This window comes from Streptomyces gobiensis, assembly GCF_021216675.1.
In the GTDB taxonomy this organism is placed as follows: Bacteria; Actinomycetota; Actinomycetes; order Streptomycetales; family Streptomycetaceae; genus Streptomyces; species Streptomyces gobiensis.
Window position 1 is genome coordinate 1,233,207 of the sequence record NZ_CP086120.1, and the last position, 22,201, is coordinate 1,255,407.

Below are 22,201 nucleotides of genomic sequence, written 5' to 3' on the forward strand. Positions count from 1 at the left end.
TTTCTAACACTGGACACGCGGCAGTACAGAGTGATGGCCGTAAGAGATCAGGAGCATGCGCCTCCGCTACCGCCAACACGCCCAGACGAGTGCACACCACGGGCGGCGTAGCCCCGCGTCCCCCACTTGGCCCCCGTACTCACTATCGGGCCACTTGATCTTGGCTTGAGGGTGAAGCAAGGGCCGCTGCGGCGTCCGTGGCGGCCCTCACTCTTGGATAGTCGCAGGTCAGGAGCCCTTCGCGGTTCTGGCTCTGCGCCGGCCTTCCCGAGTTGACGTGCCAGCGTGCCGGAGGTGTGCTGGAAGAGGAGCACGCCTGAATGCCGACCGATCCGAAACCGCGGCGGGTCCTTCCCGCCGGGCGGGAAGGGGGCGACGATGAGCCGCGAGCAATCCCTGGTCGACGCCGACTGGGTCCAGCAGCACCTGGACGACCCACAGGTGGTGATCGCCGAGGTCGACGAGGACGTGACCACCTACGACAAGGGCCACATCCCCGGCGCGGTGAAGCTCGACTGGAAGCAGGACCTGCAGGACCCGGTGCGCCGCGATTTCATCGACCGCGAGCGTTTCGGACAGCTGATGTCGGAGCGCGGCATCGCACCCGACCACACCGTGGTGCTCTACGGCGGCAACAACAACTGGTTCGCCACCTACGCCTACTGGTACTTCAAGGTCTACGGCCACGAGCGGGTGCAGCTGCTCGATGGTGGCCGCAAGCTGTGGGAGCTGCAGGAGCGTCCACTGGCCCACGACGTGCCGCACCGTCCGAGGACCAACTACACCGCCCGCGAGCCCGACACCTCGATCCGGGCCTTCCGGGACGAGGTGCTCGCCGCGATCGGGAACAAGAACCTCATCGACGTGCGCTCGCCGCAGGAGTTCTCCGGCGAGCTCCTCGCACCCGCCCATATGCCCCAGGAGCAGGCGCAGCGGGGCGGTCACATCCCGACCGCCAAGAACATCCCCTGGTCGAAGGCGGCCAACGACGACGGCACCTTCAAGTCGGACGAGGAACTGCGCGCGCTGTACCGCGACGCGGGCGTCGACTTCGACCGCGAGACCATCGCCTACTGCCGGATCGGGGAGCGCAGCGCCCACACCTGGTTCGTCTTCCACGAGCTGCTCGACCACCCGAAGGTGAAGAACTACGACGGGTCGTGGACCGAGTACGGTTCGATGGTCGGCGTGCCCATCGAGAAGTGACGGGACGACAGGTGAACGCAGCTGTGCCGGGAGCGGAGCGTTACGCCACCCCGGTACCCGAAGTCGACACTTCGTCCCGGACCGTCGTCGCCGGCACGGTGGAGGCCGTCGGCGGTCCGGTGGCGGGTGCCTGGGTGCGTCTGCTCGACCCGGCCGGCGAGTTCGTCGGCGAGGCGGTCACCTCCGCCGACGGCGCCTTCCGCTTCTACGTCACGCCCGGCCGCTGGGTGCTGCGGGTGCTGTCCCCGCGCGGCGTCACCGAGACGCCGGTCGAGGCGCACCTCGGCGAGGTCACCGAGGTCGGTTTCCGGCTCTCCGCCGAGCTGCCGGAACGGCTGGGGGTCATTCAGATCGCCACCCTCAGCCTCGGCAACCGCAGCTATCTGATCACGGACGGGTCGGTCGCGGTCGCGGTGGACCCGCAGCGGGACCTGGAGCGGATCACCACCGTGCTGGGCAGCCGCGGGCTGCGGCTCGGCGCCGTGCTGGAGACGCACCTCCACAACGACTACGTGACCGAAGGGCTGGAGCTCGCCCGGAACTACGCGGCCGACTACGTTGTGCCCGCCGGGCCGCGACTGGGCTTCGACGCCCTCCGGGTGGCCGACGGCGACCAGCTGCCGGTCGGGCCGCTGCGGGTCCGTGTCATCGCCACCCCCGGTCATACCGACCACCATGTGGCCTATGCGTTCGCGCCGGCCGACGGGGAGCCCCGGCTGGTGTGCACCGGCGGTTCGCTGCTCTACGGCAGCACGGGCCGGACCGACCTCATGGGTGCGGATCTGGCCGAGCCTCTGGCGCACCGCCAGTACCGGTCGGTGCACCGGCTGGCCGAGGTGCTGCCCGACGACACCGTGGTGCTGCCGACCCACGGCTTCGGCAGCTTCTGCGCGGCGGGTCCGGCCAGCCCGGCCGACCGGTCGACGATCGGCCGGGAGCGCGCGGTCAACCCGGCCTTCGGCCAAGAGGAGGACGCCTTCGTGGCCGGGGCCCTGACGAGCCTGGAGCCTTACCCGGCGTACTACCGCCACATGGCTGCGATCAACGCCGCCGGACCCGCGCCGACAGCGACCCTGACCGAGCCGCAGCGGGCCGGACTCCCGGAACTGGCCGAGCGGCTGGCGGCGTCATCCGGGTGATAGTGGCGGCGTTGCGGAATCGTCTCCCGGGGCCGCTGCGTACGGTCGTGAGCATGGATGTGCCCTGCAGCAACGTTGCGCACCGCCACGTCGTAGGTGTGCTACTGCTGGCGTTGCTGCTGCTGGGCTGCGCTGGGGGCGCATGGCCGGGCACTGCGGCGGCACACCACTCAGGGCACGTGATCGACAGTTCCGCCGCTGCCTGGGTGCATGGCGATGCCTCCCACGCTGCGGGGCATATGTGCGCTTCTGCGGAGGGCCGGTGTGCGGCTGCCCGTGCCGAGCCGGTTCCGTACGCTCACGCCGCCCCTGGCGAGGACGCTGTGGTGTCGCGGCCGCGGCTTGATCCCGCACCTCCGGCCGCGGGATCACCACGGGGGCAGGGACCGCCCTGCGCCGCGGGCCGTTTCGCGCTCTGCGTGATCCGCACCTAGAACGAGAACGCATCCAGGGCCTCACCGATCCTGCCCCGGCTCTCCCGTCCATCCTGCGCGAGACCGCGCACCGGGAGCCACACCGGTCGGTGAGGCATGCGGTCCGCCTGGTGCCCAGGCCGACCGCCGCCCAGCCGTTCCGCTCTTCCTCTGCGAGAGATCCGCCATGCCCCATGCATCCTTGCCCGCCGAGTCCGCCGAGTCCGCCAAACCGTGGCATCCCCTGCCGCTCACCGACCGGTGCCAGGCCGCCTTCGCCAGCCGCGCCCACGCCTGCGTGGGCATCAGCCCCTTCAACAGCCACTTCACCGCCGAGCGGATCGCCGTGCTCGCCCGCTGGGCCCTCAGCGCATTCACCCGCGTCCACTTCTTCGTCCCGGACACGGCGGCCGCCTTCACCCTGGAGGCGCTGGGATACGCCCCGGAGAAGGCGGCGTGGAAGGCACGTCGCCAGGGCCAGTACGTACGGAACAAGATCACGCGGGCGCTGGCCGAGGTCGGCATCAACGCACCGGACGCGCTCATCCTCGACGGACAGACACTGTCAGCGAACCCCGCCTACCTGGCGCTGCTGAAACAGGTCGAGCAGCGTTACCGGGAGGATCCCTTCTTTGCCCGGGCCTGTCTGGGTGCGTCGGCCTGGACGCTGGAGCGCCGTCTGCCACCCGGGCAAGCGCCGACGGACGAGCAGGTGCGGGTTGCGGTGCGGTATTTCCTGGCCGAGTTGCCGCTGTTCCTGGACACGCCGCGGATCGCGGGCGTGGCCACCTCGGTGTTCTGCTATCACCAGGTGCCTGCCTTTCTCGATGATCTGTTCCATCACAGGCTGGCGCTGCGGCCGGAGGCCGGACAGGGCTACCTGCACTTGGTGGAGGGGGTGCGGTGACCGGGGCAGCGCATGCCGGAGTGCTGGTGGATCTGGACGGCGCCCGGGCGCCACGTACGATGGCGCTTAGGTTTTCGTGGAGGGAGGCGGCCGGGATGCGGGGCTTTGGCGAGCTGGAACAGGCGATCATGGACGTGGTGTGGGCCTCGGTGGCCCCGCTGACGGTGCGCGAGGTGCTGGAGAAGCTCAACCGTGACCGGCCGCAGCAGCTGGCGTACAACACGGTGCAGACGGTTATGGAGATTCTGCACCGCAAGGGCTGGCTGTCCCGGGCGAAGGAGGGCCGGGCCTTCCGCTACCAGGCCACGAAGGACCGTGAGGAGTACGCAGCGTCGTTGATCGACCAGGTGTGGGCGACCGGGGCAGACCGTACGGCGACGCTGGTGCGGCTGTTCGACGAGCTGGACGAGGCCGAGGTCGACGAGCTGCGGACGGCACTCGCCGCGCGCCGTGACGGGAGCCGCTCATGAGGGTTGCGATCCTGCTGCTGGGCTACGCGGCTCTGGTCGGCGCCCTTGCGCCGGTGCTGCTGACCCGTACGGGCTGGGCGGCGCGGGCGCCGCGGCTGGCCATCTGGGCCTGGCAGGCGATCACGGCCACGGTCGTCGTCTCGGTCGCGCTGGCCGGGCTCGTCCTGGCCGTGCCCACGGTGCCGGTCAGCGGCAATCTGGCCGAGATGCTGCACGCGTGCGTGATGGCGCTGCGCGCGCAGTACGCCGCACCGGGCGGCGCGGTGGTGGCCGCGACCGGCACGGTGCTGGCCCTGGCGGTAGCAGGCCGCGTCGGCTGGTGTCTGGGGGCAGCTCTGTGGCGGGCGTGGCGGGAGCGACGTCGGCACGCCGAGGTGCTGGCGGTGGTCGGTCGCGAGCGTGCCGATCTGGGTGTGACGGTGCTGGAGGACGACCGCCCGGCGGTGTACTGCCTGCCCGGCACCGGGCACCGGATCGTGCTGACCTCGGCGGCGCTGGCCGCGCTGGAGCCGGACGCGCTGGATGCGGTGATCGCCCATGAGCGGGCGCACATCCGGCAGCGCCACCATCTGGTCCTGGCCTTTGCGGAGGCGCTGGAGCGGGCCTTCCCACGAGTGCCACTGTTCCGGGCCGCAGCACACGAGACGCGGCGGCTGGTTGAGATGGCCGCCGACGACGAGGCCACGGCCCGTACCGATTCGCTCACCCTGGCCGGGGCCCTGGTCGAGCTGGCAGGGGCAGGGGTGCCGGCGGCTTCGCTGGCGGCCTCCGGCGGCCAGGTGGCCGACCGGGTGCGGCGGCTGCTCGGCCCACGGCGACCGCTTCGCCGCGCGGTGGTCTGGGTCGGGGCGCTGGTGGCGGGCGCGGCACTGGCGCTGCCACTGGTCCTGGCCGCCCAGCCCGCGGTAGCCGCGACCGGCATGACCACCTGCCCGTTGCCCGCTGCCCCTGTCGCCAGTGCGCAACTTCCCGTGTGATGGCCCCAGGGACCGGGCCGGGGCATCTGATACCTTCACTCCCATCACCTATGGAACTTAGGTAATGGGAGTGACCCGCATGTCCAAGTCCGCCACGGCCAGGAACCCGCAGGCGGCCCACCGCCGGGACCGGATCGTCATGTGGACGGCGCTGTGCCTGGGGATCGGGCTGTTTGCCTCAAGCCTGCTCGGTAACATGCTGGGCTTTGTCGTGCTGCCCTTCGACCCCCACCACGTCTACGGGCAGGTCGGCGGCGTCGCGCTGACGCTCTTCGGACTCACCCGGTGGCGCTGACGACCTCGCCACATCGCCACCTCGCCCACCACGCGTTGTCAGCCGCAGTCTGCGGGGGCTCATCGCCCGTCTGTCGACCGTCGTGCTGATGACGGTTCTGACCTTCGCCGCCCTGCCGTGCGGTACCGCCATGGCCGTCCAGATGCCCGCGGGCGGGCATGGCTGACCAGGCCGGCTCCGGCTGTGAGGAGTGCTTACGCGACGACGGCCGCGGACACTGCGACAGCAGCTTGCCGGAGGGCGTCCGCGACGTTCCCACTCATTCCGACCCGTGCGCCGCGTCTACCCATAAGCAGACGCCCGTGGCAGCTGCCCCGGTACAGGCGGCCGCTTCCGCCGTCCTCGGCGGCCCGGCATCCCGGCCGCCGGATCTCCATCAGCTGCCGGTGCTGCGGGTGTAGCGCGTACGCATGCGCCCTCTCCGGCCTCCGTACAGCTGACCATCCCCAGCACCAGCAGCGCCGTGGCGTCCAGGACGGACGCGGCGGGGAGAAGACACACCCATATGAAGCTCATGGCCGACATGCTCGCCGAGCGCGGCGCGAGCACCTCGAAGTGAGTCCGTACCGGGGGTGGTGGCCCAGGTCGGCCGCAACCCCGGTGGGCGTCAGCGGCGTTCTGTGGCGTTGTCGGGACCAGCGGGCCGGCCGGAGCGCCGGACAGGGTGTGAGCGGCCTCAGCAGGGCAACAACCACGGGCCGACTCCTGGCGGGGTGGGGGCCGTGGCGCTCGGATCAGCCTGCCGTAGACTCCTCCAGCAAACACCTAAACAGCTTAGTTTTAGCGGATGTGCAGCATCCCGCACCGCCATCATCACCACCCCCTGGGGGTCGTTCGTCATGCGTCATCGCACCCTGCTCGCTGCCGCGGTCACCGCGGCTGCTGCGCTCACCCTGTCCGCCTGCGGCAGCGGCGCCGGAGCCGAGGCCGAGGACAAGCCCGTCATCTCCACCGACGCCACCGCGAGCCCCAACAAGGCCGCGACCGTCCTGGACCAGCCGTTCACCAAGCCGGAGCTGGTCCTCACCGACACAGACGGCAAGAAGTTCGACCTGCGCGAGGAGACCAAGGGCAAGCTCACCCTGCTCTACTTCGGCTACACCCACTGCCCGGACGCCTGCCCGCTGACCGTGAGCAACCTCGCGATCGCCTACAAGGACCTGCCCAAGGCCGCTCGGGACAAGCTCCGGTTCGTCTTCGTCACCACCGACCCCGAGCGCGACACGCCCGAGGAGCTCGGCACGTGGCTGCGCAGCGCCGGGAACGCGGACTTCATCGGGCTCAGCGGCGACTACAAGACCGTCGAGGCCGCCGCCCGCACCGTGGGCGTGGGCATGGCACCGCCGGTCAAGGGCAAGGACGGCAAGGTCACCGCCACGCACGGCAAGACGGTCCTGGCCTTCTCCCCGAAGGACGACAAGGCGCACGTGATCTACAACGGCAAGGAGGCCACGGTCGAGGACTACGCCAAAGACCTGCCCAAGCTCCTCAGGGGACAGACCCCGTGACCGGTCGCCGCACCCCTCTGACGGCCGTCGGCCTGATTGTCACCGGCGTGCTGGCCACCGTCCTCGCGCTCGCCGTGACCGCCGGGCTCGCCAGCCCCTTCGGGCCGAGCGGCCCCGACCTCGCCGTCTCCGGTACGTTCATGCCGCAGCCGGTGACAGCGGAGATCGCGGGCGGCTACCTGACCGTGACCAACCGTGGGGATACGGCCGACGAGCTCACCTCGGTCATCAGCGACCTATCCGACGACATCACGATGCACCAGTCCGTCGGCGACGGGATGCGGCAGGTGACGTCCTTCCAGATACCGGCCCACGCCACGCTCGAACTCGAGCGTGGCGGCAGCCACCTGATGTTCATGGGCCTGGATCACAAACCGCTCGAAGGCGACCACGTGTCTGTGAAGCTGCACTTCGCCAAGGCCGCCCCGATCACGTTGGACATCCCGGTGGAGGCACCCGCCTTCAACCCGAAGCAGGACCACGATCATGAGCAGTGACATCACCCGGCGCAGGCTGCTGGGCACCGTCGGCGCGGCGGGCGCCGGAGGCATGGTGGTCGGCGCGAGCGGCGGTGTGATCGGTGCCCGCGTCACCAAGGACGATCCCCCGACGGCCCTGACCACGGTCGGCTCCACCACCGTGCCCTTCCACGGCAGGCACCAGGCGGGCATCACCACCCCGCTACAGGCCCGCGGCCACCTGATCGCCTTCGACCTCGCGCCGGGTGCGGACCGCAAGGCAGCCGTCGCGCTGCTGCGCCGCTGGTCCACGGCGGCGGAGAAGCTGACGGCAGGTGAGCCGGTGGACGACGACACCGGCGTCGCGCTGGACGCCGGCCCGTCCTCGCTGACTGTCACTTTCGGCTTCGGCCGCAGCTTCTTCGACCGGACCGGCCTGGTCGAACAGCGTCCCGCGGCGCTCGACCCGCTGCCGGACTTCACCTCCGACGCGCTCGACCCCAGGCGCAGCAACGGTGATCTGTGGGTGCAGATCGGTGCTGACGACGGCCTGGTGGCCTTCCACGCGCTGCGCGCCATGCAGAAGGCGGCCGGGGACGCGGTCCGGGTGCGGTGGCAGATGAACGGCTTCAACCGCACCCCTGGCGCCACGAAGCAGCCGATGACGGCGCGCAACCTGATGGGCCAGGTCGACGGCACCAACAACCCCAAACCGACGGACGAGGACTTCGACCAGCGGATCTTCGTCTCCGCCGACGAAGACCCGGCGTGGATGGCGCACGGCTCGTACGCCGTCGTACGCCGCATCCGGATGCTCCTGGACAGCTGGGATCGGCTTTCTCTGGATGAGCAGGAGAAGGTCATCGGGCGGCGCAAGTCCGACGGTGCCCCGCTCTCCGGAGGCACCGAGACCACCCCCGTGGACCTGAACAAGACCGACGCTGCGGGCAAGCCCCTATTTGCGGCCGACGCGCACGTGCGGACCTCGGCGCCGGAGGCCAACGGCGGGGCGGCGATGCTGCGCCGCCCGCTCTCCTTCCACGACGGCATCGACGCGGACGGCATGCCGGACGCCGGGCTGCTGTTCATCGCCTGGCAGGCTGACCCGCTCAAGGGCTTCGTGCCTGTCCAGCGCAAGCTGGACCGCGGGGACGCGCTGTCGGCGTTCATCCGCCATGAGGCCAGCGCGCTGTTCGCCGTCCCGGGCGGGGCAGCGAAAGGCGAGTACGTCGGCCAGCGGCTGCTGGAAGCCTGACCGTTTCCAGGGCCCACCAGCAGCCCTGGGCTCTCCGAGCACGCCGGTCAACGGCCGGGGCTGACAGAGGAGCTGACGATGGATCAGATGGCCACGGCATGATGGTGGATCTGCCGCCGTTCACGCTCGGGCGCGGGCTGTGAAGGAGGATGAAGTACCCCATGGGCGGGCCATGCACCTAACTAGCCGGGCCTCCTTCCTCAGGCCGTGCCTTCCAGAAGTTCGGTCCGCCCGCTGCCCCAAGCGGCGGGGCGGCCACCCTGTTCCGCGTCGCCATGGGCCAGCGTCCCCGCCTGCGGCGGCGCGGCGTTATTGTCCGCGCGCTGCGTCGGCCTCCGACTCGCGCGCACGGGCTGTCTGCGGGCCCTGCGCCGTCACGAGGGCGGTCTGCTCCGCCTCAAGGATCGCGGTCGGTTCGTCCTGGGTCTCCGCCGCGGGCCTGCCGGCTGTGGCCGACGACGGGGCGGTCTCCTTGGCCGTCGCCCGGGGGGCGGGGCGGCGCAGGATGAGGAAGGTGACGGCGGCGAGGAACAGCAGCAGGCTGGTCCATACGTTCAGACGCATGCCCAGGATGTGGTTGGCGGGGTCGACGCGCAGCATCTCGATCCAGAAGCGGCCCGCGGTGTAGGCGGCGACGTAGAGGGCGAAGACCCGGCCCCGGTCGAGGTGGAAGCGCCGCTGGGCCCACACCACCAGCGCGGCCGCGCTCAGGTTCCAGGCGGCCTCGTAGGCGAAGGTGGGGTGGTAGGTGGCGGTGTCGGGGGTGGCCGCGGGGCGGTTGGCGGGGTCGATCTCCAGGCCCCAGGGCAGCGTGGTGGGCCGCCCGTACAGCGCCTGGTTGAACCAGCAGCCGAATCGTCCGATGGCCTGCCCTACCAGGATGCCCGGGGCGAGGGCGTCGGCGAAGGCGGCGAAGTCGATGCCGCGGCGGCGGGCGGCGATCCAGGCGCCCAGTGCGCCACCCGCGACGGCGCCCCAGATGCCGAGGCCGCCCTGCCACACGTACAGCGCCTCGACAGGGTTGCGGCCCTCCCCGAAGTACAGCTGCCAGCTGGTGATCACGTGGTAGAGGCGGCCGCCGAGGATGCCGAACGGCACGGCGATCATCGCGACGTCCAGGACCGTGCCCGCGGCGCCGCCACGGGCGCTCCAGCGGCGCTGGCCGATCGCGATGGCGGCGATGACACCGAGGATCACCATGATCGCGTACCAGTGCAGCATGAGGGAGCCGACCGTCAGGTACGGGCTGGGCGGGCTCGGCAGGAAGGCAAGGGTCATCGGATCACTTCGCGTCGCGTCAGAGTGGGTGCGGAAAGCGGTGGGCGCGCGGGCGCTGGGGCGCCCGCGGTGCCAATCCGGAGCGCCGTGCGGCCCGGTCGGAGCGGGTTGGGATCAGCCCATGCCGTGGTGGCCGTCGCCGGACATGCCGCCCGTCATCGAGCCGGACATCATCCCGTTCATGCCACCGGACATCATCTTGTCCATGCCGCCGGACATCATCTTCTCCATCTGCTGCCGGGCCTTCGCGCGTTCGTCGGCGGGCAGGTGGTCGGTGCAGTGGCGGATCATCTCGTCCCTGTCCATGCCGTCGGCGCCGCCCGGAGAATCGGTGCTCGTGGCTGTCGGCTGCGGGGCCAGGCTCGGTGATGCCGCGAAGGCGGCGGTGGCACCGTAGGCGCCGAGGCCGCCGAGCAGGGCGGTGGCCACGGTCACGCCGATGGTCCTGCGCTTGATCATGTCGGGGTCCTTCCTGTCGCCAATTGCGCTCTGATGCCACCGACGCTAGGAGCGCGGCGTGAAGAACCGATGAAGCAGCCGTGTGCGGGAGCTGTGCGCTGCCGCCGCTCAGAGGCGTCGGCCGGGGCGCAGCAGCACCTCCGCGCAGGGGACCCTGGTCGCCGCACTCGGACAGTGACCAGCGCGTTCACCTGTGGACAGGGGCACAGCCACACCACTGTGAACACCTCCGGGCATCCCTGATCAGCTTGTTGCTACCCCTAGGGGGTAGGAGTAGCTTGGCGGATGAAGGAGGTGCGCGATGGCGAAATCCGCGACCGGGCAGCAGGGGCAGTTCCTCGCGCCGGAGGCCGCCGACGAGGCGCTGGTGCGCCTGGCCAAGATCGGCGGACAGGTCCAGGGGGTGAGCCGGATGATCCGCGAGGACCGGCACTGCGTGGAGGTCCTCGACCAGATCGCATCAGTGCAGAAGGCTCTGGACGGCGTGTCCCGCACGGTGATGCGCAACTACCTGGAGCAGTGCGTCACCAAGGCCATCAAGAGCGACGACCCGCTCATCTACGACGAGTTGATGAAGGTGCTGTTCCGGCACCGCTGATGGACGCGAGAGACCACGGAGGTCGCGCTGTGTTTCAGGCCAATGTGCGGGCCGTTCCCGCCGTCACGTGCCGACAGGCCACTGAGGGTGCCCCCGGCGCCCTGCTGGGAGCGGCGGACGCCGACACCCGTGACAGGGGCGTTGCCGTCCCCTTCACCGCTCCGCCGGTCCGCGCCGGAATCGAGGCGGCGGTGCGGAATGCCGGTTCCCGGATCAAGCAGTACGCAGAAAGGAAGACCTCATGAATGCCGCCGACATCGGCGTCGCGGCCGGAGCGGTCGCGCTGATCGCGTTCCTGGCCTGGTACTTCTTCGGACCCAAAGCATCACGGCAGGCCGAACTCAAAGGCGGCGTCCAGGAGATCGGGATCACGGTGAAGGGCGGCTACACACCAGATCTGATCCGGGTCCGCCAAGGGGTTCCGGTCCGGCTCGTGTTCGACCGGCAGGAGGGCGGAGACTGCACATCCCAGGTGGTCTTCCCCGACTTCACGCTCGCCGCGTCTCTTCCGGCGTTCGAGACGACCGAGGTGGAGTTCACCCCTGACAAGGCGGGCCGGTTCGGTTTCGCGTGCGGGATGAACATGGTGCGCGGCACCCTCATGGTCGAGTCCGGCGACGGGGACGGGGAGGCGCCGGTGGCGACTGTTCCGGCCCCGGTGGCGGAGCAGGCTCCCGGCGCCGTCGAGCCGGGTGACGCTGAGCGGGAGGATGCCGAGGCTGCCGCCCGGCGGGAGGAGATCACCGATCTGTCGCGGCGGGTGGCCGTCGGCGCGGTGCTCTCGCTGCCGGTCGTCGTGGCCGTCATGCTCCACGAGGTGTTCGGCGTGGACGTCCCCAGCCTGCTGCTCAACCGATGGGTGCAGTTCGCGCTGATCACGCCGGTGATGTTCTACACCGGCTGGCCGATCCACCGCACCGGCTGGCTCACCCTGCGCCACCGCGGCGCCGAGATGAACACGCTGATCACGCTGGGTACGTCGGCGGCGTACTGCTACAGCTTGCTGGTGACCGTGGCGCCGGGGCTGCTGCCCGTGGGTGTGCGCGAGGTGTACTACGAGGCGGTCGGCGTCATCATCACCCTCATCCTGCTGGGCCGCCTGTTCGAGGCGAAGGCCAAGGCGGGGACCGGGCAGGCGATCCGCGAACTGCTCGGTCTGCAGGCCAAGACGGCCCGGGTGGTGCGGGACGGTACGGATACGGAGGTGCCCGTCGAGCAGGTCGTCGCCGGGGACATCGTGGCGGTGCGGCCCGGCGAGAGGGTTCCGGTGGACGGTGTGATCGTCGCTGGCCGCTCCACGCTGGACGAGTCCATGGTGACCGGGGAGTCGATCCCGGTGTCCAAGACCGTGGGCGACGAGGTGGTGGGCGCGACCATCAACCAGACCGGCGCCTTTCGGTTCAAGGCGACCAAGGTCGGCGCGGACACCGCGCTCGCCCAGATCATCAAACTGGTACAGCAGGCGCAGGCATCGCGGGCGCCCATCCAGCGTGTCGCCGATCTGGTCGCCGGGTACTTCGTGCCTGCGGTGGTGTTCATCGCGATCGCCGCGTTCGCTGTCTGGTTCACCGTCGGTCCCGCCCCGGCCCTGACCCTGGGGCTGGTGGCCGCCGTGGCCGTGCTGATCATCGCGTGCCCCTGCGCGCTGGGGCTGGCCACTCCGCTGTCCGTGATGGTGGGCACCGGCAAGGGTGCCCAGGCGGGCGTCCTGATCCGCTCCGCCGAGGCCCTGGAGACCGCGCAGCGCCTTGAGGTGATCGTGCTGGACAAGACCGGCACCGTCACGCAGGGGCGGCCCGAGCTGACCGACGTCGTCCCCGCGCCTGGCTTCACCGAGGACGATGTGCTGCGCCTGGTGGCCACGGCCGAGCACTCCTCCGAGCACCCCTTGGGCGAGGCGATCGTACGGGGCGCGGCCGAGCGCGGCATCGCTCTGGCCGAGGCCGGCGAGTTCGACTCGCTCACCGGCCACGGGGTCGAGGCAGTGGTCGAGGGCCGCCGCGTGCTGGTGGGCAAGGCGGCGCTGCTCACCGAGCAGGGGATCGAAGCCGACTCACTCGAGGCCGAGGCGGACCGGCTGGCCGGCGAAGGCAAGACGGCGATGTTCGCGGCAGTCGACGGGCAGCTGCTGGGCCTGATCGCGGTCGCCGACACTGTCAAGGAGGACTCGGCCGCCGCCATCACCGAACTGAAGCGTCTCGGCCTTCAGATCGTGATGATCACCGGTGACAACGCGCGTACCGCTCAGGCCATCGCCCACCAGGTCGGCATCGACCGGGTCCTGGCGGAGGTGCTGCCCGAGCACAAGGCAGACGAGATCCGCCGCCTGCAGGACACGGGCGTGGGGGTCCCCCCTGTTCGAGCAAAGTCGAGAACTTGGGGGAGCATCGCCATGGTCGGCGACGGCATCAACGACGCGCCCGCGCTCGCCCAGGCCGATGTCGGCTTCGCCATCGGCACCGGCACCGATGTGGCCATCGAGGCGGCCGACATTACCCTGATCTCCGGATCCCTGGGCGGCGTCGTCACCGCGGTGACGCTGAGCCGGGCCACGATGCGTAACATCCGCCAGAACCTGTTCCTGGCCTTCGTCTACAACAGCGCCGGCATCCCCATCGCGGCCGGCGTGCTCTACCCGGTCACCGGCTGGCTGCTCAGCCCGATGATCGCCGCTGCGGCGATGGCGGCCTCTTCCCTGTCGGTGGTGGGCAACGCCAACCGGCTGCGCCGGTTCGCCGCCCGGCCCCTGCCGGGCTCTACGCCGTCCTCGGTGGAGGCAGCGGCCACGGCGACGGCGGCCGCACGATGATGGAACCTGTACGAAGGAAGGTGCACCCGTGACCGCGACGGTCCTGGTCGTCGACGACGAAGCGAAGCTGCGCGCGCTGCTGCGCGACTATCTGGAGCGCGACGGCTACACGGTGCTGGAGGCGAGCGACGGCCGGATCGCCCTCGACCTCGCCACCGCCTCCCACCCCGACCTGGTCGTCCTCGACCTTGCCCTGCCCGGCCTGCCCGGTGAGGAGGTGGCCCGGCTGCTGCGCAAGGACAGTGACGTACCGATCGTGATGCTCACCGCCAAGGCCAGCGAGAACGACCGGGTGATGGGACTGCGGCTGGGCGCCGACGACTACGTGGTCAAACCGTTCAGCCCGCGCGAACTGGTCGCCCGCGTCGAGGCCGTGCTGCGCCGCGCCCGCGGCCCCCGCACCGAAGCGGCACAGCCGGCCTCCTACGGCGCCGGGCGACTGCGCATCGACGCCGAACGCCGGGAAGTGCGCACCGACGGTCAGCTCGTCGAGCTGACCCGCACCGAGTTCGAACTGCTGGCAGCCCTCGCTTCCCGCCCCGGGCGGGCCTGGACCCGCATGGAGCTGGTCGGCCGCCTCCAGGGCCACACCTTCGAGGCGTACGAACGCACCATCGACGTGCACGTGAAGAACCTGCGCCGCAAACTCGGCGACGCCCCGCCCTTCACGGTGATCGTCACCGTGCCCGGGGTCGGATACAAGCTTGGAGTCGATCGTGATGTTCACCGCAGTGCGTGAACTGCTGCGCGGCAGGTTCGCCCGCCGCCTGGCGCTGGCGTTCGCCGCGCTGGGCATCGGCACGGCCGCGCTGACCGCCGTGCTGGTCAACACCGCCTTCACCGCCCGTTTCGAGGACTACCTGAGTGAGCAGCAGCACACGCGCCAGCAGCAGCTGGTCTCCCTGTTCGCCTCCGACTACCGCCGCGACGGCACCTGGGACACCCGCTCCCTGGACCAGCTCGCGCCGACCGTGACGATGACCGGATCGGAAGCCGAACTGCTCGATGCGTCGGGCAGGAAGGTGTGGTCACTGGCCGACGCCAACGTGGACGCCGCCATGTCGGCCATGCACCGGGACATGATGGGCACCGGCGACCTCGGCCCCCCGAGCAGCCTGCCGGTCACCGTCGATGGGCAGCAGGTCGGCACCCTCCAGGTCCGCGTGCCCCAGGGCACCGTCCCCGCCGTCGACAAGGACTTCCAGTCCTCCGTCAACCGCCAGCTCACCGCCGGAGCCATCGCAGCCGCCCTCGTCGCCCTCGTCGTCGGCGCCTACACCGCGCGCCGGGCCACCGCCCCCATCGCCGAACTCACCCACGCCGCCAACGATCTGGCCGCAGGCAGGCGCGACCGGCGCGCCACCGCCATCCCCGACAACGAAATCGGCCAACTGGCCACCGCCTTCAACACCATGGCCGACCGCGTCGAGAAAGAGGACCAACTCCGCCGCGCCTTCGCCGCCGACGTCGCCCACGAACTGCGCACCCCCCTCGCGATCCAGCGCAGCCAGCTCGAAGCCATTCAGGACGGCATCAGCAAACCCACCCAGGAAGTCATCACCTCCCTGCACGAGGAGACGCTGCGCCTCGCCCGCCTCGTCGCCGACCTGGAAACCCTCGCCTCCGCCGATGCCGCCGCCTTCACCCTCGAACGCCGACCACTGTCCCTGACCGTGCTCGTGACCGACGCCGTGACCGGCCTGGGCGATTCCTTCGCCGAGGCCGGTATCGCCGTGCGCACCGACCTGGACGAGGTACGCGTCGACGGAGATGCGGTGCGGCTGCGGCAGATCGTCACCAACCAGCTCACCAACGCCCTGAAGTTCGTCCCCCGAGGCGGCACCGTCACCCTCACCCTGCGCCGGGAAGGCCACTGGGCCATACTCCGCGTGGCCGACACCGGCCCCGGCATCCCCGCCGACGACCTCCGCCACATCTTCGACCGCTTTTTCCGCGGCAGCACCGCCCGCGCCAACGGCTCCGGCATCGGACTGGCCGTCGCCGCCGAACTGACCACCGCCCACGGCGGAACCCTCACCGCCGACAGCATCCCCGGCCACGGCACCACCTTCACCACCCGCCTCCCCGCCCTCGACGGCACATGACCGGCAGCGTTCAGCCCCGGTGATGCCCCACGGGGGAAGGGCAGTGCCGGGGCCGACGTCTTGCGGGATCAGTCGGTTGGCTCGGTCGAAGGCGGCCGGAGCCGCCGCATCTACCCGACGGGCACCGTATGCGGGGTGCGCTTGTTCCGTCGTTGCTCGTTCTGCTTGCGCCACCTGTACCGGGTCACACCCCGAGGCTTGAACACCGACAGGATCACAATGATCAGTAGCACCACGAGGCCGCCCACGGAGTGGAGCAGCGTGCCGGGCAGCTCGCGGGGATCGGCACTGGACGCTGCTGCCTCTGCCAAATGGCTCACGGTCTGGGTCTCTATCAACAGGACCGTGGCGGCGAAGACGGTGAGCAGGAGTTTCACCAGCACCCAGTAGCGCCGGAACAAACCCCACGGGGTGCCCAGCGCGTTGACGATCCCGATGAGCACCGACGCGACGGCCAGCGGGACGATCACGTACAGGACCGTCACCTCCATCGCGGCGTACGCGCCACGCACCGTCTGGATGTCCTGGCTGGTCACAGCGGTGACCTCGAGAGCGAGGTAGGCCAGGACCGCGCCGAGCCAGCCGACCGAGGTGATGACGTGTGCGGTGAGCACGGTCTTGCGGAGGCGGGGAGGCATGATCATCAGTAGCTGCCCCGCGGTGCTGCGGCGTCGTCCAGATTGCCGCCGAGGGGAGCCTGGATTGCCGTGACGCTGGTCGGCTGGGCGTCGGCACCTGTGTGCCGGCCGGGGCCGTGATCGCCACCCAGGCCGGTGAGCTTGACGATCACGACCAGCAGGATCAGGACTCCGACGATGATTCCGGACACCTTGACCCAGCGCGGCGCCCTGGGAACACTGCTGCCGAACGCCAGACGTACTACGCTGCAATAGTAGAAACGGCGCTGGGAAGGCGGGTTGCGGTGTCCTTGGGGTCGCTGGAGAGCGAGGTCATGCGGGTGTGCTGGGAAGCCGAGGGCCCGGTGACCGTCCGCACGGTACTCGGCACACTCAATGAGGACCGGCCCCAGGCGCTGGCGTACACCACCGTGATGACGGTGATGAGCCGTCTCGCCCAGAAGGGCCTCCTCGCCCGGGCACCGCAGGGACGCGGCTACACGTACACCCCGGCCGTGGAGGACGAGGCCGCGCTCGCGGTGCGGGAGGTGTTGCGCACCCACGGGGACGCCGTCGTCGTACGCTTCGCCACTGAGGCATCGCTGGATCCGGCGCTGCGCGACCGGCTGCGGCGTCTCCTGGAGGACTCCCAGTGATCGGCGCCGGGCGGCACGGCACGGGGAACCGGGCGTTCTGGACACTGGTCGCCGTCTCGGCAGCGATCCGGGCCGCCGTGGCCTTCCTCGCCTGCTGCCTCGCGATGGCGCTCCTCTGGCAGTCCGTCCGCCGCGGTACCTGGGCGCTGTCGTCCGGCCCGGTGTGGGCGGGAGTGACGCTGCTCGGGCTGTCGATTGTGGGGCCGCGTGGTCGGTGGGGCGGCTGTGGCGCGGGGTGCGCGCGACTCGTGCCGTCGCCCGCGAGGTCCGTAGCCGTGCCGTCGCCCCGGCCGCCGTGGAACCAGCCGTGGGCGACGCCGCAACGCGGGCCGGGCTGGACCGCTCCCGCGTGGATGTGGTCGATGCCGCCGTGCCCTTCGCGTTCACCTACGGACTGCTGTGTCCTCGGGTCGCGGTCAGCACACGGATCGCGGCGATCACGACACCGCGGGAACTCCAGGCGCTCTTCGCCCACGAGCGCGAGCACATGCGTGGTCGCGACCCGCTCAGGACCCTGGTCACCGACATCTTGACGGTTCGTCATGCCGTCCTCCCGCTCCTGGGCCATCTGCGCACCGCCTTCGTTGCCGACCGGGAGCTGACCGCGGACCGCCGCGCGGTGACGCGGTGCGGGACCGGGGCCGTCGCCGGGGCACTGCTCAAGGTCACCGATACCCCGCCGTGGGCGTCCGGGGCACCGGCCGCCGCCATGGGGGTGCGGGAACTGCTCGACGTGCGGATCACTCAGCTGGAGGCCGGCGAGCCCCCGGTGCGCACGCCGCCTGCCCGGTGGCGCGTAGCGGCCTCTGCGGCTGGGGTGGCGACGTACGCATGGGCGCTGGCCGGTTCCGCGATACTCATCGCCGCGACCCCGCTGGCCTGTACGGGGTAGACCCAGCGAACACGGCTACTACGAGAAAGTAGTAACTACTACGCTTGCGTAGTAGGCTGGAGTCTGACCCAAGGAAGGGAGTCGCCGCCATGACCACCGCCCCTTCAAGGCAGCCGCAGGTGAGGCATCCGCTGTTCGCCCGCATCTATCCGAGGATCAATGCTTTCGCGGAGGCCCATGGCGCGCTGGAACACCGTCGGGAACTGCTCGCCGATGCGGCTGGCCGGATCGTGGAGATCGGCGCCGGCACCGGGGCGAACTTCCGCCGCTACCCGCCGCAGGTGGAGCAGGTCATCGCCGTCGAGCCTGAGCCGCGACTGCGTGAACTCGCCGAGCGGGCGGCGGCCGTCGCGTCCGTCCCTGTGGAGGTCCGTGCGGGCCGGGCAGAGGAACTGCCCGTGCCGGACGGCTCCGTCGACGCCGCAGTGGCCTCGCTCGTGCTGTGCAGCATCGCCGACGTGCCGCGGGCCCTTGCGGAGGCGGCACGCGTTCTGCGGCCCGGCGGGCGCCTGTACTTCTACGAGCATGTCCGCTCCACGAACCCCCGGTTCGCCCGGAAACAGCGGATCCTGAACGTGGTGTGGCCCCTGCTGGCCGGAGGGTGCAGCCTCACCCGGCAGACCGAACAGGCCATCACCGACGTCGGCTTCACCATCGAGCAGGCACGGCACTTCGACTTCCTCATCAATGGCCGCACCACGCCCAGCTCTCCGTGCGTCATCGGCGTCGCCCGCAAGGCCGGGCGGCCCGACTCCGAGTGAGTGCGGGAGGTCGGTCGCCGAAGGGCTCTTATGGGGGTTGGGGGCGATGCGGTGGCGCCAGGTGGTCACGCCTTCTCGGCGGCGATGTCCTTGATGATGGGGTGGAAGTCCCGGTAGGTGAGGGGGCCGATGGACAGGGCGGCCACCCGGCCTTGCTTGTCCAGGACGTACGTGGTGGGCACGGCCCGGGGCGCCAGCTGCCTGAAGCCGGTCGCGGTGCGGCCGTCCGGGTCGTAGATGCTGGGGTAGGTGATGCCGTAGTTGCGCTCGAAGGCCTTCGCTGCGGATTTGTTGTCGCGGATGTCGATGCCGAGGAATCTCACCCCCAGCGGCTCGGTCTTCTGGGAGAGTTTCCTGAGCTCGGGGGCCTCCTTACGGCATGGCGCGCACCACGAGCCCCAGATGTTGATCACTACCACCTGGCCGCGCATGCGGGCGATATCGGCCTGTTCGCCGTCCAGGGTGGTGCCCTTCAGGGTGGGGATCACGGTGCGTTCGCCGGGTTGGACATACTGCGAAGAGCTGCCTTTCGCCGCCCCCAGGGACCCGGTGCTGTTGTCTTCCTTCTGGGTGCTGCCGCAGGCGGTGAGGGTCCCGGCGGCCAGGGCCAGCAGCCCGGCGACAGCCATGCGCCGCGACGGTCCCGCCGGGCGGGGGCCGGTGGGGGACGGTCGCCGGCGTATGTCCGAGAGGCTCAGCGCGACTCATCCTTCTGGAGCCGGACAGCGTCGGTGGAGCGGAGGTCGAGCTCGTGGTGGAGCAGCTGGACCTCTTCGCGCAGCCGCTTGATCTCCGCGTCCGTGCTGTCGGGCACAGAGGGCTGCGCGCTTTTCCCGGGGTCCGTGGTGGAGTGGCAGGCCGCCTGCCCGGCCTGGGACTGCTGCGGCATCATGTGGCAGCCGCGGCCCTGCCGCATGGGCCGGACGCAGAAGAAGTAGGTGAAGGTGATGGCGGCTGCGGCGGCCAGCGGAGGCAGGATCGTATCGATCACCGCGTGCGCTCCTGGGCCGGTGCCTCGGGCTGGCTGTCGACCTTGGCGCGCAGGCCGGCGATCTCCTCGCGCAGGGCGTCCATTTCCTGCTGGCGCGGGTCCTTGTCGAATCCCGCGAAGCCTGCGTTCTTGTCCTGCGGGGCCGGGGTGGCACCCTGCTGGCGGTTGCCCCCCTTCATCATGAACCACATCATCGCGCCCATGCCGAGGGGGCAGGCGAGCAGGGCCAGAGCGTAGAACGCGTCCATTACGGTCTCCTTTGTTACTGCTTCGGGGTGGGGTCTATCGGGGTGGTGGCGGGGGCTGCCGCAGCCTTCAGGGCGCGGCGCAGCTTGCGTTCGGAGAGGCGGCCGTAGGAGAAGGGCTTGCCGTCCAGCAGGATGCCGGGGGCGAAGAGCACTCCGGCCTCGGCGCCGAGGCGTCGGCCTTCCTCACTGGTCAGATCGATCTCGGTAATCACCAGGGGGTGGTCGGCGCCGACCTTGGCAAGGACGGTTTTGGCGTGCTCGCAGAAGGCGCAGTCGGCCTGGGTGAGCAGCGCGATCCGGTGCGGGGCGGTCATGCGGCGCGCCCCGCCTTCAGGTCATCCAGGAGCTTGTCGACCTTGACGTACATGGTGTAGTCGGGGGCGCCGCCGTAGTCCGCGCGCCACTGGATCTTGCCGTCGGGGCCGACCAGAATGAAGCTGTGGCCGTTCCTGGTGGTGCCCATCATGCCGTACTGGTTGGTGGTGTACTCCTTGGAGACCTTCAGGTCGGGATCGGAGAGCACCGGGGACTTGATGCCCTCGTCGGCGACCTTGCGCTTGGTCAGGTCGGCCGGGTCGGTGGTGATGGAGAGCATGGTGTCGACGCCGAGGCCCTCGACCTTCTTCCATGCCTTGTCCAGATCGACGATCTGGTCCCAGCACGGCTGGCAGCCGCCGCCTTCGTGGAAGTACAGCAGCACGGTCTCACCGCGGTGATCGGCCAGGTTCTCCTTGCCGCCCGCGCTGGAGGCCAGGGTGAAGTCGGGGGTGGTCTTGCCGATGCCGGGCTTGCCGACGTCGTAGCTGACGTTCTGTGCTGCCTGCTCGGACTGGTTGAACACCAGGTACAGCCCCCCGGTGACGGCGACCACCACCGCGGTGACCAGGGCGGTACGGCGCAGCCGCCGGTTGCGCTGCTCCCGCTGCTCGCGCTGCTTCTCGGCCTCGCGCAGCTGTTTGGCCTTCTCGCGCCGGGCGGCCTTGTTTGCGGTTTTGGTGCCGGGCTTGGGTGTGGAGCTGGTGTCAGCGGCCATCGGTGGGGGCCTCCATGGGGGTCGTGCGGTCGGTGTCGGCGGCGGAAGCCGGGGTGAGGAGCGAGCCGGGAGCGGCTTCGGGTCCGCTGCAGCAGGCGGCGCCGGACGGCGCCGGGTCGGGCTCTTCGGCGCCGTCGGGCTCGGCCCCGGGCGGGGTGGCGGGCCGCAGCGCGCGGCGGATCAGCAGCGCCAGCACCACGGCGGCGGCCAGCGCCACCGCCCAGCCGGGCAGCCAGGACAAGGCGTCGGTGATCCGCGAGGCGTAGTGGTCCAGATCGGCGGAGAGCCGGACCCGCCAGCCCGAGGCGGACATGTCCGATCCGCTGAAGCCGAGTGCCACCGTCAGCACGCCCATGGCCACCAGCAGGCCGCCCGCGAGGAGATCGCCCAGCGGCAGAGTGCGCTGCCACCTCCCGGCGCGCAGCCGCACCTGGCGGCTCTGCAGCAGCCGTGCCGGGCCGCGGTGCCCGCGTTCCCAGGCCAGGGCGATGGCCACCAGCGGGGCGACCATGCCCAGCACGTAGACGAACCCGACGCTCAGCGCCGCCAGGAAGGAGCCGCTGGCCCCGGACAGCACCACGACGCCGGCCAGCACCGGCGCGCAGCACGCGCTGGCGATGCCGGAGAACGCCCCGAGCCCGTAGGCGGCCTTGAAGCCGCCGCCCTGCTGCGGGGTGCCCCCGGACGGCATCGGCAGCTTCGGCTTCCACCCGGCCAGCACCGCCAGACCGCCGGCCAGCATGAGCACGCCACCGGTCAGATAGATCCACAGGTGGTACCTCTGGAACACGGAGGAGAGGGCGGTGGCGCCCAGTCCGATGGGGACGATGATGGTGGCCACTCCGGCGCCGAAGGCCAGCGTGCCCGCCACGACCCGGCCCCGGGAGCGGAAGCCGGTGGCGAAGTACGCCGGCAGCATCACCGAGATACAGCACGGCGCCAGCAGCGCCACCATCCCGCCGAGGAACGACGCCAGCAGCGTCGTCCCGAACAGCAGCTCGCTCATCCAGTCCCTTTCCAGCAGATCGCGGGCCCTGGCAGCCCGCGATCACCTATGCAGCTTCGGACCTAAGATACCTAGGAGATAGAGTCGTGTCGACCGCCCGCCCGGAACGGGCCCGGCGGC

The 22,201-nt window shown here is 70.5% G+C and carries 27 protein-coding genes; 17 read left to right on the plus strand and 10 right to left on the minus strand.

Annotated elements, in window-relative coordinates; genetic code table 11:
- Positions 1–378 precede the first annotated feature (378 nt).
- The 9 genes from test1122_RS05735 (at position 379) to efeB (ending at position 8,628) form a co-directional block, all read left to right on the plus strand.
- Positions 379–1,206, plus strand: a complete 828-nt coding sequence (locus test1122_RS05735) for a sulfurtransferase (RefSeq protein WP_232268067.1) — start codon at positions 379–381, stop codon at positions 1,204–1,206.
- A gap of 11 nt (positions 1,207–1,217) precedes the next feature.
- A complete protein-coding gene (locus test1122_RS05740; RefSeq protein WP_232268068.1) occupies positions 1,218–2,345 on the plus strand; it encodes a DUF1416 domain-containing protein in 1,128 nt (375 codons plus the stop codon).
- Positions 2,346–2,945: 600 nt separating this feature from the next.
- Positions 2,946–3,665: a tRNA-dependent cyclodipeptide synthase gene (locus test1122_RS05745; RefSeq protein WP_232268069.1), complete on the plus strand. Its 720-nt coding sequence runs from the start codon at positions 2,946–2,948 to the stop codon at positions 3,663–3,665.
- Positions 3,662–4,135 carry a BlaI/MecI/CopY family transcriptional regulator gene (locus test1122_RS05750; RefSeq protein ID WP_232268070.1) on the plus strand — a complete coding sequence of 158 codons (474 nt, stop codon included), beginning with the start codon at positions 3,662–3,664 and terminating at the stop codon, positions 4,133–4,135. The genes test1122_RS05745 and test1122_RS05750 overlap by 4 nt, the downstream gene beginning before the upstream one ends.
- A complete protein-coding gene (locus test1122_RS05755) occupies positions 4,132–5,112 on the plus strand; it encodes a M56 family metallopeptidase (protein WP_232268071.1) in 981 nt (326 codons plus the stop codon). The genes test1122_RS05750 and test1122_RS05755 overlap by 4 nt, the downstream gene beginning before the upstream one ends.
- A 79-nt stretch (positions 5,113–5,191) precedes the next feature.
- Complete coding sequence (locus test1122_RS05760; RefSeq protein WP_232268072.1) at positions 5,192–5,407, plus strand: hypothetical protein; 216 nt, start codon at positions 5,192–5,194, stop codon at positions 5,405–5,407.
- An 839-nt stretch (positions 5,408–6,246) separates the two neighbouring features.
- A complete protein-coding gene (locus tag test1122_RS05765; RefSeq protein ID WP_232268073.1) occupies positions 6,247–6,915 on the plus strand; it encodes an SCO family protein in 669 nt (222 codons plus the stop codon).
- Entirely contained in the window at positions 6,912–7,412 is a 501-nt protein-coding gene (locus tag test1122_RS05770; RefSeq protein WP_232268074.1) for a copper chaperone PCu(A)C, read from the plus strand. The genes test1122_RS05765 and test1122_RS05770 overlap by 4 nt, the downstream gene beginning before the upstream one ends.
- Positions 7,402–8,628 carry an iron uptake transporter deferrochelatase/peroxidase subunit gene (gene efeB / locus test1122_RS05775; protein WP_232268075.1) on the plus strand — a complete coding sequence of 409 codons (1,227 nt, stop codon included), beginning with the start codon at positions 7,402–7,404 and terminating at the stop codon, positions 8,626–8,628. Before test1122_RS05770 ends, efeB begins: the two co-directional genes overlap by 11 nt.
- A 309-nt stretch (positions 8,629–8,937) precedes the next feature.
- Here the strand turns inward: efeB and lgt are convergent, their stop codons facing one another.
- Positions 8,938–9,906 carry a prolipoprotein diacylglyceryl transferase gene (lgt, locus tag test1122_RS05780; RefSeq protein WP_232268076.1) on the minus strand — a complete coding sequence of 323 codons (969 nt, stop codon included), beginning with the start codon at positions 9,904–9,906 and terminating at the stop codon, positions 8,938–8,940.
- Positions 9,907–10,020: 114 nt separating this feature from the next.
- Positions 10,021–10,365 carry a hypothetical protein gene (locus test1122_RS05785; protein WP_232268077.1) on the minus strand — a complete coding sequence of 115 codons (345 nt, stop codon included), beginning with the start codon at positions 10,363–10,365 and terminating at the stop codon, positions 10,021–10,023.
- A gap of 301 nt (positions 10,366–10,666) precedes the next feature.
- On the opposite strand from test1122_RS05785, the gene test1122_RS05790 reads away from it, so the two are divergent.
- Genes test1122_RS05790 through test1122_RS05810 form a run of 5 tightly spaced genes read left to right on the plus strand, consistent with a single transcriptional unit; the run spans position 10,667 to position 15,877 of the window.
- The gene (locus test1122_RS05790) at positions 10,667–10,963 is read left to right on the plus strand and encodes a metal-sensitive transcriptional regulator (RefSeq protein ID WP_232268078.1); all 297 of its coding nucleotides are present in this window, start codon (positions 10,667–10,669) and stop codon (positions 10,961–10,963) included.
- A gap of 29 nt (positions 10,964–10,992) precedes the next feature.
- Positions 10,993–11,208 carry a hypothetical protein gene (locus test1122_RS05795; RefSeq protein ID WP_232268079.1) on the plus strand — a complete coding sequence of 72 codons (216 nt, stop codon included), beginning with the start codon at positions 10,993–10,995 and terminating at the stop codon, positions 11,206–11,208.
- Positions 11,205–13,772, plus strand: a complete 2,568-nt coding sequence (locus test1122_RS05800; protein WP_232268080.1) for a heavy metal translocating P-type ATPase — start codon at positions 11,205–11,207, stop codon at positions 13,770–13,772. The genes test1122_RS05795 and test1122_RS05800 overlap by 4 nt, the downstream gene beginning before the upstream one ends.
- A 28-nt stretch (positions 13,773–13,800) precedes the next feature.
- The gene (locus tag test1122_RS05805) at positions 13,801–14,511 is read left to right on the plus strand and encodes a response regulator transcription factor (RefSeq protein WP_232268081.1); all 711 of its coding nucleotides are present in this window, start codon (positions 13,801–13,803) and stop codon (positions 14,509–14,511) included.
- The gene (locus test1122_RS05810) at positions 14,492–15,877 is read left to right on the plus strand and encodes a sensor histidine kinase (RefSeq protein ID WP_232271781.1); all 1,386 of its coding nucleotides are present in this window, start codon (positions 14,492–14,494) and stop codon (positions 15,875–15,877) included. The genes test1122_RS05805 and test1122_RS05810 overlap by 20 nt, the downstream gene beginning before the upstream one ends.
- 110 nt (positions 15,878–15,987) lie before the next feature.
- Here the strand turns inward: test1122_RS05810 and test1122_RS05815 are convergent, their stop codons facing one another.
- Both test1122_RS05815 and test1122_RS05820 read right to left on the minus strand, forming a co-directional pair.
- On the minus strand, positions 15,988–16,521 hold the full coding sequence (locus test1122_RS05815) for a hypothetical protein (protein ID WP_232268082.1): 534 nt from the start codon (positions 16,519–16,521) through the stop codon (positions 15,988–15,990).
- Positions 16,521–16,706, minus strand: a complete 186-nt coding sequence (locus tag test1122_RS05820) for a hypothetical protein (protein WP_232268083.1) — start codon at positions 16,704–16,706, stop codon at positions 16,521–16,523. The genes test1122_RS05815 and test1122_RS05820 overlap by 1 nt, the downstream gene beginning before the upstream one ends.
- Before the next feature lie 93 nt (positions 16,707–16,799).
- Here test1122_RS05820 and test1122_RS05825 point away from each other — a divergent pair, with 93 nt between their 5' ends.
- From test1122_RS05825 to test1122_RS05835, 3 genes are all read left to right on the plus strand, one after another.
- Positions 16,800–17,150, plus strand: coding sequence for a BlaI/MecI/CopY family transcriptional regulator (locus tag test1122_RS05825; protein WP_232268084.1), 351 nt, complete (start codon positions 16,800–16,802; stop codon positions 17,148–17,150).
- 235 nt (positions 17,151–17,385) lie between these two features.
- Complete coding sequence (locus tag test1122_RS05830) at positions 17,386–18,042, plus strand: M56 family metallopeptidase (protein WP_232268085.1); 657 nt, start codon at positions 17,386–17,388, stop codon at positions 18,040–18,042.
- 89 nt (positions 18,043–18,131) lie between these two features.
- Positions 18,132–18,803 carry a class I SAM-dependent methyltransferase gene (locus test1122_RS05835; protein ID WP_232268086.1) on the plus strand — a complete coding sequence of 224 codons (672 nt, stop codon included), beginning with the start codon at positions 18,132–18,134 and terminating at the stop codon, positions 18,801–18,803.
- 65 nt (positions 18,804–18,868) lie between these two features.
- Here test1122_RS05835 and test1122_RS05840 read toward each other — a convergent pair whose 3' ends face one another.
- From test1122_RS05840 to test1122_RS05865, 6 genes are all read right to left on the minus strand, one after another.
- Complete coding sequence (locus test1122_RS05840) at positions 18,869–19,432, minus strand: TlpA family protein disulfide reductase (RefSeq protein WP_232268087.1); 564 nt, start codon at positions 19,430–19,432, stop codon at positions 18,869–18,871.
- 65 nt (positions 19,433–19,497) lie between these two features.
- Complete coding sequence (locus test1122_RS05845) at positions 19,498–19,794, minus strand: hypothetical protein (protein WP_232268088.1); 297 nt, start codon at positions 19,792–19,794, stop codon at positions 19,498–19,500.
- The gene (locus test1122_RS05850; RefSeq protein WP_232268089.1) at positions 19,791–20,042 is read right to left on the minus strand and encodes a hypothetical protein; all 252 of its coding nucleotides are present in this window, start codon (positions 20,040–20,042) and stop codon (positions 19,791–19,793) included. The genes test1122_RS05845 and test1122_RS05850 overlap by 4 nt, the downstream gene beginning before the upstream one ends.
- Positions 20,043–20,056: 14 nt before the next feature.
- On the minus strand, positions 20,057–20,356 hold the full coding sequence (locus tag test1122_RS05855; RefSeq protein ID WP_232268090.1) for a glutaredoxin family protein: 300 nt from the start codon (positions 20,354–20,356) through the stop codon (positions 20,057–20,059).
- A complete protein-coding gene (locus test1122_RS05860) occupies positions 20,353–21,075 on the minus strand; it encodes a peroxiredoxin family protein (RefSeq protein WP_232268091.1) in 723 nt (240 codons plus the stop codon). The genes test1122_RS05855 and test1122_RS05860 overlap by 4 nt, the downstream gene beginning before the upstream one ends.
- The gene (locus test1122_RS05865) at positions 21,065–22,081 is read right to left on the minus strand and encodes a cytochrome c biogenesis CcdA family protein (RefSeq protein ID WP_232268092.1); all 1,017 of its coding nucleotides are present in this window, start codon (positions 22,079–22,081) and stop codon (positions 21,065–21,067) included. Before test1122_RS05865 ends, test1122_RS05860 begins: the two co-directional genes overlap by 11 nt.
- Positions 22,082–22,201 lie beyond the last annotated feature (120 nt).

Coding starts and splice junctions, on each gene's coding strand:
- test1122_RS05860 (WP_232268091.1), bottom strand. CDS start 21,075: ATGGCCGCTGACACCAGCTCCACACCCAAGCCCGGCACCAAAACCGCA.
- lgt (WP_232268076.1), bottom strand. CDS start 9,906: ATGACCCTTGCCTTCCTGCCGAGCCCGCCCAGCCCGTACCTGACGGTC.
- test1122_RS05745 (WP_232268069.1), top strand. CDS start 2,946: ATGCCCCATGCATCCTTGCCCGCCGAGTCCGCCGAGTCCGCCAAACCG.
- test1122_RS05865 (WP_232268092.1), bottom strand. CDS start 22,081: ATGAGCGAGCTGCTGTTCGGGACGACGCTGCTGGCGTCGTTCCTCGGC.
- test1122_RS05755 (WP_232268071.1), top strand. CDS start 4,132: ATGAGGGTTGCGATCCTGCTGCTGGGCTACGCGGCTCTGGTCGGCGCC.
- test1122_RS05785 (WP_232268077.1), bottom strand. CDS start 10,365: ATGATCAAGCGCAGGACCATCGGCGTGACCGTGGCCACCGCCCTGCTC.
- test1122_RS05850 (WP_232268089.1), bottom strand. CDS start 20,042: ATGGACGCGTTCTACGCTCTGGCCCTGCTCGCCTGCCCCCTCGGCATG.
- test1122_RS05840 (WP_232268087.1), bottom strand. CDS start 19,432: ATGGCTGTCGCCGGGCTGCTGGCCCTGGCCGCCGGGACCCTCACCGCC.
- test1122_RS05790 (WP_232268078.1), top strand. CDS start 10,667: ATGGCGAAATCCGCGACCGGGCAGCAGGGGCAGTTCCTCGCGCCGGAG.
- test1122_RS05765 (WP_232268073.1), top strand. CDS start 6,247: ATGCGTCATCGCACCCTGCTCGCTGCCGCGGTCACCGCGGCTGCTGCG.
- test1122_RS05760 (WP_232268072.1), top strand. CDS start 5,192: ATGTCCAAGTCCGCCACGGCCAGGAACCCGCAGGCGGCCCACCGCCGG.
- efeB (WP_232268075.1), top strand. CDS start 7,402: ATGAGCAGTGACATCACCCGGCGCAGGCTGCTGGGCACCGTCGGCGCG.
- test1122_RS05835 (WP_232268086.1), top strand. CDS start 18,132: ATGACCACCGCCCCTTCAAGGCAGCCGCAGGTGAGGCATCCGCTGTTC.
- test1122_RS05735 (WP_232268067.1), top strand. CDS start 379: ATGAGCCGCGAGCAATCCCTGGTCGACGCCGACTGGGTCCAGCAGCAC.
- test1122_RS05810 (WP_232271781.1), top strand. CDS start 14,492: ATGTTCACCGCAGTGCGTGAACTGCTGCGCGGCAGGTTCGCCCGCCGC.
- test1122_RS05800 (WP_232268080.1), top strand. CDS start 11,205: ATGAATGCCGCCGACATCGGCGTCGCGGCCGGAGCGGTCGCGCTGATC.
- test1122_RS05855 (WP_232268090.1), bottom strand. CDS start 20,356: ATGACCGCCCCGCACCGGATCGCGCTGCTCACCCAGGCCGACTGCGCC.
- test1122_RS05815 (WP_232268082.1), bottom strand. CDS start 16,521: ATGATCATGCCTCCCCGCCTCCGCAAGACCGTGCTCACCGCACACGTC.